The 12,838-nt window shown below is 68.0% G+C and carries 12 protein-coding genes and 1 pseudogene; 6 read left to right on the top strand and 7 right to left on the bottom strand.

The annotated features are described in order from the left end of the window. Positions 1–2: 2 nt before the first annotated feature. Both ACFXI3_RS00230 and ACFXI3_RS00225 read left to right on the top strand, forming a co-directional pair. Positions 3–464 carry a VOC family protein gene (locus ACFXI3_RS00230; RefSeq protein WP_378397087.1) on the top strand — a complete coding sequence of 154 codons (462 nt, stop codon included), beginning with the start codon at positions 3–5 and terminating at the stop codon, positions 462–464. Further along, positions 461–907 (top strand): nitroreductase family deazaflavin-dependent oxidoreductase, encoded by a 447-nt coding sequence (locus tag ACFXI3_RS00225; protein WP_378397086.1) that lies wholly within the window; start codon positions 461–463, stop codon positions 905–907. Before ACFXI3_RS00230 ends, ACFXI3_RS00225 begins: the two co-directional genes overlap by 4 nt. A 1,248-nt stretch (positions 908–2,155) precedes the next feature. On the opposite strand, the gene ACFXI3_RS00220 is transcribed toward ACFXI3_RS00225, so the two are convergent. Then, entirely contained in the window at positions 2,156–2,905 is a 750-nt protein-coding gene (locus tag ACFXI3_RS00220; RefSeq protein ID WP_378397085.1) for a TetR family transcriptional regulator, read from the bottom strand. A 110-nt stretch (positions 2,906–3,015) separates the two neighbouring features. Here ACFXI3_RS00220 and ACFXI3_RS00215 point away from each other — a divergent pair, with 110 nt between their 5' ends. Both ACFXI3_RS00215 and ACFXI3_RS00210 read left to right on the top strand, forming a co-directional pair. Further along, positions 3,016–3,471, top strand: a complete 456-nt coding sequence (locus ACFXI3_RS00215; protein WP_378397084.1) for an anthrone oxygenase family protein — start codon at positions 3,016–3,018, stop codon at positions 3,469–3,471. Between the two features lie 92 nt (positions 3,472–3,563). Continuing rightward, positions 3,564–4,541, top strand: a complete 978-nt coding sequence (locus ACFXI3_RS00210) for an ATP-binding protein (RefSeq protein WP_378397083.1) — start codon at positions 3,564–3,566, stop codon at positions 4,539–4,541. Positions 4,542–4,606: 65 nt separating this feature from the next. On the opposite strand, the gene ACFXI3_RS00205 is transcribed toward ACFXI3_RS00210, so the two are convergent. Further along, complete coding sequence (locus ACFXI3_RS00205; RefSeq protein ID WP_378397333.1) at positions 4,607–5,293, bottom strand: hypothetical protein; 687 nt, start codon at positions 5,291–5,293, stop codon at positions 4,607–4,609. Between the two features lie 169 nt (positions 5,294–5,462). Then, positions 5,463–5,966 carry a tyrosine-type recombinase/integrase gene (locus ACFXI3_RS00200; protein ID WP_378397082.1) on the bottom strand — a complete coding sequence of 168 codons (504 nt, stop codon included), beginning with the start codon at positions 5,964–5,966 and terminating at the stop codon, positions 5,463–5,465. Positions 5,967–6,179: 213 nt separating this feature from the next. Here ACFXI3_RS00200 and ACFXI3_RS00195 point away from each other — a divergent pair. Further along, positions 6,180–6,276: pseudogene (locus tag ACFXI3_RS00195) on the top strand (transposase); the annotation flags it as partial. A 503-nt stretch (positions 6,277–6,779) separates the two neighbouring features. Here ACFXI3_RS00195 and ACFXI3_RS00190 read toward each other — a convergent pair. The 3 genes from ACFXI3_RS00190 to ACFXI3_RS00180 are packed head-to-tail and all read right to left on the bottom strand — an operon-like array spanning position 6,780 to position 10,163. Beyond that, entirely contained in the window at positions 6,780–7,568 is a 789-nt protein-coding gene (locus ACFXI3_RS00190) for an SDR family NAD(P)-dependent oxidoreductase (protein WP_378397081.1), read from the bottom strand. Beyond that, the gene (locus ACFXI3_RS00185; RefSeq protein WP_378397080.1) at positions 7,569–9,044 is read right to left on the bottom strand and encodes an APC family permease; all 1,476 of its coding nucleotides are present in this window, start codon (positions 9,042–9,044) and stop codon (positions 7,569–7,571) included. It abuts the gene before it with no gap. Between the two features lie 54 nt (positions 9,045–9,098). Beyond that, positions 9,099–10,163 carry an NAD(P)-binding domain-containing protein gene (locus ACFXI3_RS00180; protein WP_378397079.1) on the bottom strand — a complete coding sequence of 355 codons (1,065 nt, stop codon included), beginning with the start codon at positions 10,161–10,163 and terminating at the stop codon, positions 9,099–9,101. On the opposite strand from ACFXI3_RS00180, the gene ACFXI3_RS00175 reads away from it, so the two are divergent. After that, entirely contained in the window at positions 10,162–10,953 is a 792-nt protein-coding gene (locus tag ACFXI3_RS00175; RefSeq protein ID WP_378397077.1) for a carbon-nitrogen hydrolase family protein, read from the top strand. The genes ACFXI3_RS00180 and ACFXI3_RS00175 overlap by 2 nt on opposite strands. A 49-nt stretch (positions 10,954–11,002) precedes the next feature. On the opposite strand, the gene ACFXI3_RS00170 is transcribed toward ACFXI3_RS00175, so the two are convergent. Next, positions 11,003–12,478, bottom strand: coding sequence for an APC family permease (locus tag ACFXI3_RS00170; RefSeq protein ID WP_378397075.1), 1,476 nt, complete (start codon positions 12,476–12,478; stop codon positions 11,003–11,005). Positions 12,479–12,838: the final 360 nt, after the last annotated feature.

The raw sequence follows: 12,838 nt of genomic DNA, 5'->3' as shown, positions 1-12,838 counted from the left end.
AGATGGTTGCGGCATCGTTTCGAGTGGGTCTGCGGGTCGGCGACGTGGGGGCCGCCGCACGCTTCTACCGGGGGTTCGGCTTCGACGAGGTCGGCGGCGTGCCCGGCCCCGACGGCCGGCCGGTGATGACGATCCTCCGGCGCGGCGAGGTGCAGTTGATCGTCGACGCCCTGGCGGGCATGCCTTTCCCCGACAGCGAGCGGGAGCGGCAGACCCAGGCCGGCCCGCGCGGGCTCGGCGTGGCGATCGGCCTCGGCGTGGACGACCTCGCCGAGAGCTACGAGTACTGCCGGGCCTCCGGGTGCACGGTCACCGCGGAACCGGCGGACCAGGCGTGGGGCGACCGCGTGTTCGAGTGTATCGACCCCTTCGGCTACCAGTGGGAATTCTCCCAGCCCGTCAAGGACTGGGAGGCCGCCGCAGGACTCGAAGCCGCGCAGGCGACCTGGTTCGGCACCCGGTGAACCCGTCCGGAGCGGAGGTGCGGATCAGCCCGGTCGGATGGGTGGCCAGGCAAGCACGGCTGTACGAGGAGTCCGAGGGCGCCAAGGGAACCACGGTCAACGGCGCGCCCTGCCTGCTCCTGGACTACCGCGGCCGGCGCAGCGGCCAGTGGCGCCGCACCGTGCTGATCTACCACCCGGACGACGGGGCCTACCTGGTCGTCGCGTCCAACGGCGGCGCCGACAGCCATCCGCTGTGGTATCTCAGCATCCAGCAGCATCCGGACGTGAAGGTGCGAGTGGGAACCGACCGGTTCGCCGCCCGCGCCCGCACGCTGTCGCGAGAGGAGAAGTCCGACGCGTGGCCAAGCCTGGTCGAGGTCTTCGCGCCCTATGCCGCCTACCAGCGCAAAACCTCCCGCGACATCCCAGTGGTGCGACTGCATCCCCAGACCGGCGAGTGATCGGACCACGCCGACACCGAATGCCAGCCGAGCGCTCTCGGTCCGGGCCAGCCGCGCACGGAACCTCGGAGAAAATCCTCAGCAGACCAGCGACGACGGCAGCGACACATCCAACGCGAGCCCGGCTGCCGGCTCGGAACGACGGAACCCGTGCACAGCAACCGGAAAGCAGCAATCCCGCGACGGCATACGGCGCGCTCCTTCGCGAACCCGCAGTTCCATAAGCCGGCCCCGACAACCGGCACCCCGGCGACGAGAGAATGGCGGTCAGATGACAGACAGCGTGGCCAGCCGCAAACCGTGTGACAGCAGGTGCCAGTCGGCGTCATCGTGACGTCCGACGTGGCTGTTCCTCGTCGAGTGCAGGCGGCAGACTGCATGGAACACCGGCAATTGCCGGCATAGCTGACGTCGCGTCTGCCGGCTTCGGCGCGGCGTGCTTGGACGGCGCGGTGGTGGGCGAGCAGGCACCAGCGTGGTCGCACGCGTGCAGCCGGGGCGGGCCTGGCGCGGAGCGAGTCCTCGTCCGTTGACGGCTGTGCCCGGTTGCGACCGGAGGACTTCCCGCGTCGGTGGCCGGCGGTGGTCCGATGGGGCGGCGGTGGCGTATCAGTCCCGGCTCGGAGGAACCTTCCGGGGTGTCGACAGCTGCGCGAGAGCCGGCACGGCGGTTCTCGCGGCACCCGGGGTTCACGGCATCGTCCGGGGCTGGAGCAGCTGGCCAGCCCCGGACGAATGCACGGGTTCGAGTCGCCGGCCGAGGCGCAGCTGTCGTTGATGCTCTATGTCGCCGGCCAAAGATCATTTTCTGGGCAGATCCCGCCGTTGGGATCGTCAGCCAGGTTGATGAGCGGCAGACGATAGACGGCGTGTCCGCGGTTGCGCATCTGCTTCCAGGCGCTGAACAGGTTGGCTTCGCCAAAGCTTCGAATGTGGCCAGTCGGCGGGCGATGCGGACAACGCGCTCCGGCGGCCGGAGGGGTTGCTCGCCGACGGGTTGCGACTGCTCGGCCCTGACCATGCGACAACCCCGGACGCTTGTGACTCTCGCGAACAGACGAGTTCAGGCGGGTGGTGAGGCGGGGGCAGCAGCCGGGTTGGAGGAGTTGCCCTCCGACGTGTGCGAGTGTTGGCCCTGATGATCTCGACATCTTGGGCATCCACGACAACCTCGCCTATTTGCGGGGCCACGCGGGGCAATGCGACTGGAGCGGCAGTATCACGTCTCACATCTTGTCTCATTTGGTCTCACGTCGAGGAACGCCGGGGCTCAGCGGGATCGCTCGTCAGGTAGCGGTACGCCGTCGCCCTGGACACGCCCACCATGCGGGCGATGTCCGCCACGGTGTGGGTCCCGGCGGCCTGGAGGCGCCTGGCCTCGGCCATCCGGTCGGCGGTCATCACGCGGCGGCGGTCGGTCCGGCCGTGCGGGAGAACTGGCGGCGGCACCGCAGGGTCGCCGATGTCGCGGAGCAGTCGGGCGGCCGCGTCGAGCACCTCCCGGCGCACGTCCTGCGGCGGGTCCTCCTGGTGGAACAGCGCGGGGCGGGCGAGCAGGGCGAGCGTGGCCGAGGCTCGCACGCGCTCGCGCAGGCCGGCCCCGGGGCCGGCGATGATCCGCGATGCCCGGTTGTTGATGACCACCACCCGGCGGTATACCGGATCTCGTGCCACCCAGGCGGCGTTGGCGATCGCCAAGACCCGCAGGTGCCCGAAGGACGCATCCAGAATTCCTTCGACCACCGCCCATCGGGCGCTCTCCGGCTCCATCCCTTCGGCCGCGTCCAGGACGCCCTCCAATTCGGCCAGCATCGGTTCGGCCAGCTCCGTCAGAATCGTGTCCTTGGCCGGGAAGTGGTACAGGACCGCCGCCTTGGTCAACCCGAGTCTCCTGGCGATCTGGCTCAACGACGTCTCGATGTAGCCCTGGCGCAGGAACAGGTCGGCGGCGACCTCCAGAATCCGCGAGCGGGTGTCCGGCGCATGTTCCTCGTCCACGCGCACGACTGTACGTCAGCCTGACCGTCGGTCAATCGCGTGCTAGATTTCCCTGACCGTCGGTCAGTCGATCGAGGACTGGCCGCCTCATTCGGGAAAGAGCGTGTCCGATGTACCAGGTCCTGATCTTCGCAGCGATCCTCGCCGCCGCCATGCTGGTCGGGCTGATGGCCACCTTGCTGAGCGTCATGCGGGCCATGTGGCGCGGTCAAGCCGACGACGACGCCGCGCGGAACCTGCAGGACTTCCTTCGCCACGCGGCCACCAACCGGATCCTGTCGACACTGACGATCATCCCCATAGCCTGCTCGATCGCCATCGGATTCCTCGGCGCCCCGACCACCGCCAAGTACGCGTGCGCGATGACTGGCGGCGGCGTCTTCCTGACGGGCTTTTTCCTCTGGACCGCGGTGTTCAACCTGCCCATCTACACAACAGTGTCACGATGGGACCTGGCAACGACCCCTGCGGACGTGCGCTCGGTCATCAGCAGGTTCCACCGCGTGAACGCCGTCCGCCTCTGCGCCGCGCTCATCACCAGCGGACTGTTCTTTCTGGCCGCATGACACCCGCCCGCTCATCGGCACGAGCTGACGTTCCCCGACGAAAACGGAAGCCGCACAACACCGTCTTCGACGACCGCGGGCGACGTCGGCGCTTGACGACGACCCGGCCGCTGCGGCTCCGAGCACCGCATCAAACAGCCGCGTGCCCGCGCGAGAAAACGTTGCGGGGCTTCGACTTCGGCGAGAACCACAACGTCACCCCAGCCGTCATCCATACCCACGCCACCTGCGAATGGGTCAAGAAAGGCCTGCCGCTCTGCTTGACCGGCGGCTCCGGCGCAGGGAAGTCGCACCTACTGATCGCGCTGGGCACCAAGGCCGCGATGGTCGGGTTCCGGGTCAAGTACGCCCTGACCGCCAAGCTGGTCAACGAACTCGTCAAGGCCGCCGGCGACTTCATGCTGACCACGACGATCGCCCACTACGGCGAGTCGACCTGCTCCGTATCGACGAACTCGGCCAGATGGAACTCGACCGACGCGGCACCGAACTTCGGCACACCAATCGCCGGCACGACACGAGGCTGCATGTGCCACGCGCCGGCTGCCTCGGCTCCGGGGCTCGCGCCGCTCTCGCCCGTCGTTTCGCCTGACGGTGCCGATGTCACTCTCGCGCCGAGCCCGCGCGGACGCAGCGCTCGAACCGATCTTCGTTGTCGTTCCGATGCACCTCGGCAGCCACGGCATCACGGCTACGGTGTGCCCACGACCTCTGATACCCGGCGCGCGGCGGCGCTCCGGCCACAGCCTTGCACGCCGAATGCTCCCGCAGCGCTGGCCCCGGCCAGCCGCCGAACCGAGGCAGGACCGGCGAGAACTTCGGTGACCACCCTGCGCCGCAAGAGCGCCAGCGGCCCGAGCCCAGAGAGCGCAGTGGCCGCCTCCTCCGCGATCGCCGCGGGCCGGTCCCCGCCCACGACCCTCATCGAAGACCTCCTCGACGGAATACGCGGCTGCCACCTGCTCCACCGCTCGTACCCTGACGACGAAGACGAGGACAAGGATCTCGACGAAGCCGAGAGCAACGAGCTCGACGAACGACTCGACAGCCAATTCGCAAACTCCGTCTGAGCAGAAGCCCCAGCCAACCAGAACCGGCTGACCTGACCAAACACGACAGCGGAAACCGGCCCGGCTCAGGCAATCGACGCCGGGGCCGAGCCAGGCCCGTCGCGCCACTCCGTACGGATCACCTGTGTCAACACGCGGGAGCGTTGTGCCCCGACCCCCAGCGCCTTCCGCAGCACCTCCGCCGAGACCGGACGCTGATGCCGCACACGATGCTCCGCGTCAATCCGTCGTGCGCGCTCCACCAGCTCGGGATCAAGCCCCGTTGTTCTCTCTACGGGCTTCTCCAGGGAGAACGCATGTTGGTCGACCACTGACTCATCGGGACGCCAATCGACTGCCCCGTGCACGTCGACGAGAGCTTGCAGCAGTCCCGGGCCCACCTCGGACCAGCCGATCAGCAACAACGGCCCCACCGCGTCGAACAGTGCCTTGCCGACCTCGCCAGCGGCGAGCGGCTCGGCGACGTTCAACGCCAACGTCACGACGCTCGCACCGACCAGGAGCCGTCGTGCCGACCGCAAGGTCACGGAAGAAGCGCCGCATGCCGACAGCCGCCGAACCGCGACAAGCAACGCCACAACCGTCAGATCAACCGCCGGTGCAACCAACGGCGCCACCCAGACCGGAACACCCAACCGAAGAGCAAGCGCCAGCACGTTCCCGAAACCGAACAGGAACGTCAGCCCAACCACCACACCCACCATGATGCTGACCGCCGAGACGACCGGATCACGCCGCACACCCGGCACCATCACGACAACCACCCCAGCACGCGTCGCAATACCCAGCCTGAACCACACGACACCAGCCGACATTTGCGAGCCCGAGGCGAGCCCGAGACCTCCACCACACGACAACACCGGCCGACACACCACAACACCACCGAAGCCCCGCGACCACACGAAAAGGTCTTGTCCGGCATCACTCGACACCACCCGACACGTCAGGCAGCGAACTCTTAACCAGCGGGTTCGGGGTTCGAGTCCCTGATGGCGCACACTCACTCCCCAGGTTCGAGAAGTTTTCGACCTGGGGATTTGTGCTGTCTGGGCGCGAGTCTTCCGTCTGCGGTCTGTCCATTGTGGTCTCCTGCGAGCCCGAGGGGAGCCCGAGAGCGCGGGCCGGGTGCAGCGCTGTCTTCCGCGGGATCGCACCGGCGAGTTTCCGCGACGCTTCGGCAAGAAGTTCCTGGGCGACGTTCGTGTAGAGGTCCATCGTCACCTTGATCGAGGAATGCCGGAGCATGTGCTGGATCACCTTGATGTCCACACCCGCGGCCAGAGCCAGAGTCGCCGCTCCGTGCCGCAGCCCGTGCAGCGTGATCGGCGGCAGATCCGCTATCTGAATCAAGCGAGCGAACTCGTCCGCGACGTCCGCAGGATGCAGCGGACTGCCGTCAGAGCGGGTGAAGATCCTTCGCAGCATTCGACCGCGCGCACAGCACCAGCCAACCGAACACCCGCGCCACCAGCAGACACAGAAACCTCATGACCACAACTCGCGATCATCGACCACCGAGCAGCCACCCCATCAACCACCCGCCCACACGCCATGAACCAGCTGGACAGAACCTACGACAGCGTTTCCGGCACCCACATGGTCGTCGCCGCAGGCGATCTGGCCTCCGGCGCCGACGCCGGGCATCTCGCCTCGGCCGCCGGGCTGGTGCCGGTGCCGCGGGATTCCGGCCGCCGCACCGGGAATCTGCACCGCCCCAAGCGCTACAGCCGTCGACGGCCAAATCGCCGCCGTCGCCCCATCCTCACCAAACTGCGACGCGAACACCCGAGCATGCTGATACGCCGCACCCGACGCCACCAAACCCGTCGCATCACACTGCACCCGCAACGACCACGACCGCACCCTTCGAACCACTGCTCCGTTCGGATGCCCAGCAGCACACTCGCGCATCAACTCCGCCGTCACGCCGGCTCACCCGACGACAGCTCACAATCCCCACCACCGCCGGAAACCCGCAGCTCAAAGAGCATATTTCCCGATGTAGAGATCGTCCGAACCGCCCCCCCCCGAGGGCCATGCTGCGAAGAAGCCTTCGACGAATTCCAGCGAACTCGAAGACCCCATGTCTCGGGAGCTCGACACTCACTCCGCCAGTCCGATTATGCTGGAGGTGGTGACATCGACCGCAGCATGATCACTCGCGGCTCGCTTCTCGTTTCAGACGCGACCACCGGAACCGCGAGACAGGAGTGAGCGTCTCGCATCGCTTCGCGGTGCCTACCCCCAATCCGCTGCCTCCGCGAGCGGGCCGGCCAGGAGACCGCCGTCGATGACGAAGTCGGCGCCGGTGCAGTAGCTGCTTTCCTCGGACAGCAAGAACGCGACCATCGCGGCGACCTCGCGGGGTTCCCCGATCCTGCCCATCGGCACAGTGGCCCCGGATTGGCTCTTGGTGTGGGCGATGTTTTCGCGCTGTCCCGCGCCCTGGCCGCCCATCATGGTGTCGATGAAGCCGGGCAGCACCGCGTTCACGCGGATTCCGCTGTCGGCGAGTTCGAGGGCCGCCTGCCGGGTGATGCCGCGGATCGCCCATTTCGCCGCGCTGTACGACCCGAGGCAGGGTTGCCCGACCGCGCCCGCGACGGAGGAGACGTTGACGATCGCGCCGCCGCCCGCCGCGCGGATCAGCGGGCTCATTGCACGGATGCCGAGCCATGCCCCGGTTTGGGACACCGCGACGACGCGGTCGTAGTCCGCGAGGCTGCTCGATTCGATGGTGCCGTCCGCGGCGATTCCCGCGCAGTTGACGAGTGCGGTCACCTTTCCGAACCGTGCTGCGGCGTCCGCTGCCAAGCTGGCCCAGTCGGCTTCGCGGCTGACATCGAGGTGCGCGTACCGCGCGTTCGGGCCGAGTTCGTCGGCGAACGCTGCGCCTTGCTCGTCCAAGACGTCGCCGACCACCACCTGCGCCCCTTCGGCGACGAGCAGCTGGGCAGTCGCCCTGCCGATGCCGCGTGCCGACGCTGCTCCGCTGACTACGGCGACGGTTCCCTTGAATCGGTGCACCTAAGACTCCTGGCAATCGGCGGCGAAGGCTGGTTGTTCCGGGTCCGCGGCGATCCCGCGATAGCGCGCCGGACGCGTCCTCTTCAACCAGAACCCATAGGCGGAGCCCAGCACGACGAGCGCGACCAGTGCCCAGGGCAGAGCGTCGATGAAGAAGGACTCGGCACCGGTCAAGGCGTGGAAGTTACGGACGATCAGCACGACGAGCAATCCCAGCCCGACGAAGGCCACGGCTGTTGCGATCAGGGTGCCGGTCAGGTTCGCCCGTCGCCGCCAGAAATACACGCCGATGGCTGCGGATGCGGCGAGCTGCAACAGAACCACGCCGAGGGTCCCGAGACCGGTCATCGACGTCACGACGTCCAAATACGGATCCATCCCGGCAGCCATCGCGATGCCGATGCAGAGCAGGTTGACGGCGGTCTGGACGAGGCTGGCGTGCGACGGGGTGCCATGGCTGGGATGCGCCACACCAAGCCAGCGCGGAAGCAACCCCTGCCGTCCGGCGACGAACACGTACCGGTTCGTCACATTGTGCAGGGAGAGCAGCGAAGCGAGCAGGCTCGTCAGGTACGTCAGCTGCATGACGGCGGTCAGCGCGGACGAGGCATAACTGTCGCTGAGATCGAAGAAGGTGTTGCCGAGTTCTTTCGCCGCGTACGGCTGGACCTGGTCCGGGCCGATCGCGCCCACGGCGATCCAGGTCGACAGGAAGTAGAAGACCGAGATCACCCCGACCGACAGGTAGGTCGATCGCGGCACCGTCTTGCGCGGCTCGTCGGTCTCCTCGCCGTAGAGCGCTGCCGACTCGAACCCGATGAACGACAGCAACGCGAACATCAGGCCGAGCCCGATCGAACCAGTGCTGGCGACGCGGTGCGGCGCGAAGATCGACAGCGGGAACGCGTCGAGTCCTTTGTGGACGACGATCGCCACGTCCAGCACTACGATCATGGCGACCTCGGCAGCGAGCAGGACCACCAAGACCTTGGCGGCGACGTCGATCTCTCGGTACCCGAGGAACCCGACCACGGCGACGGCGATCACCGAAAGGACCGGCCAGGGCACGGTGAGACCGAACAGCGAGTGCAGCACGAGGCTGCCGAAGTAGCCCAGACCGGCAACGCAGGTGAGCGCGACGGCGTTGTATGCCACGATCGCGACCAGCGCCGCCGCGACTGCCGGGGGTTTGCCGAGACCCACCGCGATGAATTTGTAGAATCCGCCGGCGCTGCTCATCCGGCGGCAGATCGCGGCGTATCCCACTGCGAAGAACAGCAGGACCACCCCGGCGATCAGGAACGCGGCGGGGGTCGACGCCCCGCTGCCGATCGCGAAGCTCAGCGGCACGATGCCGGCGATGCACGAGATGGGCGCCGCGGCCGCGACGACCATGACCGTGATCTTGAAGGTGGTGAGTCTTCCTTTGAGGACCGGGGAACTGTCGGACGTCGTAGGGCGCTTTTGTGCAGTCACGTGCTTCGTCGCTCCTGTGACTCGAACCGGGGGTGAGTTGGGGTGCTTCCGAGGTCAGGCCGAGGCAGCGGTGTGCACTTGCGCGAGAAAACCGGCGTCTCCGTGTCCGGCGGCCGCGGCGTTCTCCAGGTTCCCGATCGCGGCCGCCAGGATGCTGCCGCGCTGTCCGGCGGCGAGCATGGTCTCGTGCCATTGCCGCGCGGCGCCGAGATACACCGCCAGGGTCGCGTCAGCGGTGGAGTAGTCGTCTTTGGACAGTGCGGCGGCGAGACTCCGGGCCTGTGCCTGGAAAAGGTCCAGCCAGTAGTCGAGCGACACTTCGGGCCGGGTCGGATCGATGCCGCTGTCGCGGAGAAAGGCCAGCGCTTCGCAGAACGCGCCGAGGCCGGCGGTGTAGAACGTTCCGGCGAGCGCGGCGTCGAGAATGGCTGCGGTTCCAGGGTCTTCTCCGACGTAGGCGGCTCCGCCCGCGACGGTGGTCAACGCTGCCTTGCAGTCGTCCCACACCGTGCTGTCACCGGAGAAATTGACGAGCGCTTCCGCACTGCCGATGTCGGACGGATAGCACTGGACGGTTCCGTCGAGGTACCGGCCGCCCGCCTCCGTCACTCGCTGTGCCAACTCGCGCGCCAGCGCGGGAGTTCCGGACATCAGGTTCACCACCGCCTTGCCTTCGGCTCGTTCGAGCCGTTCGCCAAGGACTTCGCGCGCGGAGCCTGCGTCCAGCATCGTGAGGAGCACCGCGTCGCTGGTCTCGAGCGCTGAATCGACATCGGCGTGCACGGTCACGCCCTGGCCGGCCAACTGCCGGGCACGGGACGCCGTCCGGTTCCACGCTCCCGTCGGGACGCCCGCGCCCGCCAACGCCCGCGCCACCGCCGAGCCCATCAAACCGGTTCCGAGGGCCGAGAATCGCATTTCGGCTCCTTCCCGAAGGATCGCTGCTCGCGTCTGGTGCCGTAGCTTGCGCCTGCCGGCGGCGACAGCAATGTGCCGAGACCGGACACCCCGCGCGAGTCTTTGTCGTTGTCGGTGGAACCGTGCGGCGCGGCCGGGCGGGGAAACTCCGCTCGGCAAGCCGGGGGAACCCTGCCCCCGCACGAAGAAGGGATCCTTCATGGTGCGCATCAGCGTGTGCCAGCTGACTTCAGAAAACGAACCTGCCGAGAATCTGCAGGCCATCCGGAAAGCCGTCGCTTCCGCTACGGCTGAGGGCGCCCGCGTGGTTGTCTTTCCCGAAGCCGCGATGGCCCGCTTCGGGACACCGCTGTTTCCGCTCGCGGAGCCGATCGACGGACCTTGGGCCAAGGGGCTCGCGCAGCTCGCGGACGACCACGACGTCCTGGTGGTGGCCGGGATGTTCACTCCGGCCGACGCGGGCCGGGTGCGGAACACCTTGCTAGTCACCGGTTTGGGCCACCACACCGGATACGACAAAATCCACCTGTACGACGCCTTTGGGTTCCGCGAGTCCGACACGGTGGCCGCCGGTACCGAACCGCTGGTCCTCGACGTCGACGGCGTCAAGATCGGCTTCGCGACCTGTTACGACGTACGGTTTCCCGAGCTGTTCCGCGAACTGGCCGACCGCGGAGCGTCCATTGTGGTCCTTCCAGCGTCGTGGGGAGCGGGCGAAGGCAAGCAGGAACAATGGGAGGTCTTGGTCCGCGCCCGCGCGCTGGACTCCGGCTGCTGGATCGTCGCCTGCGACCAGGCGGATCCGACTGCGAGCGGGATCGAGACCCAGCCTGGCGTGCCGGCCGGAATCGGCTGCTCCATGGTCGTGGACGGGTTCGGGCGGGTGCACGCTCAGCTCAGCGCCGGCCCGGACACCGCAGTCGTCGGCCTGGACCCGGAGGTCGCCGTCCGGGCCCGCAACGCTACCGGCGCGCTCGTCAACCGCCGGTAGCGGAACGCCCGGCACACCGCGGCGCGGTGTGCCGGGCAGCTTCAAGGTGTCACTCCGCGGCTAGTTCGCCGTGCTCCAGCGCCGGCTCAGCAATCCCTTCGCTTTCGGCCTTCGCGGAACGCTTGCGCATGACGGCCCGGATGACGATGCCCAGGGCAAGCCAGACGGCCGCCGCGAAGACCGCGGTGTTGTAGGGGCTGGCCGGAAGCGGGAAGAATTGCGCCTTCACCGAAATTCCGATCAGCGCCACGACGATCACGGGCGCGACGTACTTCACTACGAAGCCCGATTTGACCCGATGGCCCACGACTGAGCCGGCGATGGCCACGACCGGGTAGATCACCGCGATCAGGACCGCGTCCACGACGTACATCCAGCTGAAGGCAACCAGGCCGCCTTGGGCGCTGCCGCCCTGCCAGGCCCAGCTGATCAGGCATCCGGCCAGCGAGGCCGCGGCCAGCGTCCCGAGCGCCACGACCGGCGTCCGGAAGCGCGCGTGGGTCCGCGCGAATACCCGCGGCAGGTGCGCTTCGCGTCCCCATTCGAACAGCAGCCGGGCCGCGTAGTTCGTGAACGCCAGCGCGCCGGTGATCCCCGCGGTCGCGACGACGGCCAGCAGCAGACGCCCGAACCAGCCGACGAGGTACCGGTCGGACAGCTCGGTCACGACGTTGGCGCCGAGGGTGCCCCAATCGCCCATCTTCGCGGAACCGAGGCCCGACGTCAGCGCGAGCGAGGTCAGCAGGTAGAAGAGCACGACGATGCCCATCGTCAGCATGATGGCCCGTGGCACCGAGCGGCGCGGGTTGCGGGCTTCCTCGGCCATGAAGACCGCGCCTTCGGAGCCAGCGATGCATGTCACCGCCAGGCCGAGGCCCAGCAGGAAGCTTTCGATGCTTACGCCGTGCAGCGAGAAGGGCGACAGCGAGGACCAGTCGATCCCGTTCGCTCCGCCCTTGGCCAGGATGGCGAAGTCCAGCACCAGCACCGCGGCGATGCCGACCACGGTGAGCCCCAGCAGCAGCCGCACCGAGACCTGCACTCCGACGAAGGCGCAGGCGAGCAGGATCGGGGTGAGGATCAGCGCCCACGGCACCCAGCTCGCGGAAAGCCAGGTTTCCTTGGGCAGCGCGGCGGCGAAGAAGTTCTGCACCAAAAACGCGGAAGAGATGAACGTCGCCGGGGTGACGATGACCGCGATGCCGAGGTAGAGCCATCCGGTCACGTACCCGACGTCGCTGCCCAGTCCTTTGCGCGCGAAACTGTAGAGCCCGCCCGCCGCGGAGACGTGCCGCGAGAGACTGGCCATCACCAGCCCGAACGCGAACATCCCTACTCCGGCGAGAACGAAGGCCGCCGGGGTCGCACCGCCCGCGATGCCCGCCACGATCGACCCGGTGAGCAATGCCGAGTACTCCGGGGATACCCCGCCGGTCGCGACGGCGACCAGCCCGGCGATGCCGAGCGCGCCTTTCTTGAGGCCGCCGTTGTCAGTGGCGACTTTGTCACTGCTGTCCAGCGTCATGTCCGGTTCCATTCTGATGTGCCGAAGCGCGGCGGGCCACACCGCCACGCTAATGCGCACCGCGCCCGGCGGGGCGTCGGCGGACGCGGACCCGGCTGCGGCTTCCGGGTAGCTTGCGCCTCCGGCCCTTCTCGTCCATGTATCCAGACCGGACAGTGCCGCGGCGTCTTTGTCGCTATCCGTGCATCCCCGCCGCCCCGGCATCGGACCGCGATCCGCTGACCGCGATCCGTTGCGCACCGGCGCGACATTGTCCTGCCCGGTTTTGGTCGGTTCCGGCAAAGCGCGTCCGCCGTTTGTCACTCCGCACGGAGCGCCCGGCCGGGCCGGATTCCTAGCGTGAGCACATCAGCTCACCCG

Source organism: Amycolatopsis sp. NPDC059235, assembly GCF_042754125.1.
Taxonomy (GTDB): Bacteria; Actinomycetota; Actinomycetes; order Mycobacteriales; family Pseudonocardiaceae; genus Amycolatopsis; species Amycolatopsis albidoflava.
This window is presented reverse-complemented; position numbering and strand designations above follow the sequence as displayed.

Excerpts from the sequence above, each read along its gene's own strand:
- ACFXI3_RS00230 (WP_378397087.1), top strand. The coding sequence starts at position 3 with ATGGTTGCGGCATCGTTTCGAGTGGGTCTGCGGGTCGGCGACGTGGGG.
- ACFXI3_RS00215 (WP_378397084.1), top strand. The coding sequence starts at position 3,016 with ATGTACCAGGTCCTGATCTTCGCAGCGATCCTCGCCGCCGCCATGCTG.
- ACFXI3_RS00205 (WP_378397333.1), bottom strand. The coding sequence starts at position 5,293 with ATGGTGCCGGGTGTGCGGCGTGATCCGGTCGTCTCGGCGGTCAGCATC.
- ACFXI3_RS00200 (WP_378397082.1), bottom strand. The coding sequence starts at position 5,966 with ATGCTGCGAAGGATCTTCACCCGCTCTGACGGCAGTCCGCTGCATCCT.
- ACFXI3_RS00175 (WP_378397077.1), top strand. The coding sequence starts at position 10,162 with ATGGTGCGCATCAGCGTGTGCCAGCTGACTTCAGAAAACGAACCTGCC.
- ACFXI3_RS00180 (WP_378397079.1), bottom strand. The coding sequence starts at position 10,163 with ATGAAGGATCCCTTCTTCGTGCGGGGGCAGGGTTCCCCCGGCTTGCCG.
- ACFXI3_RS00170 (WP_378397075.1), bottom strand. The coding sequence starts at position 12,478 with ATGACGCTGGACAGCAGTGACAAAGTCGCCACTGACAACGGCGGCCTC.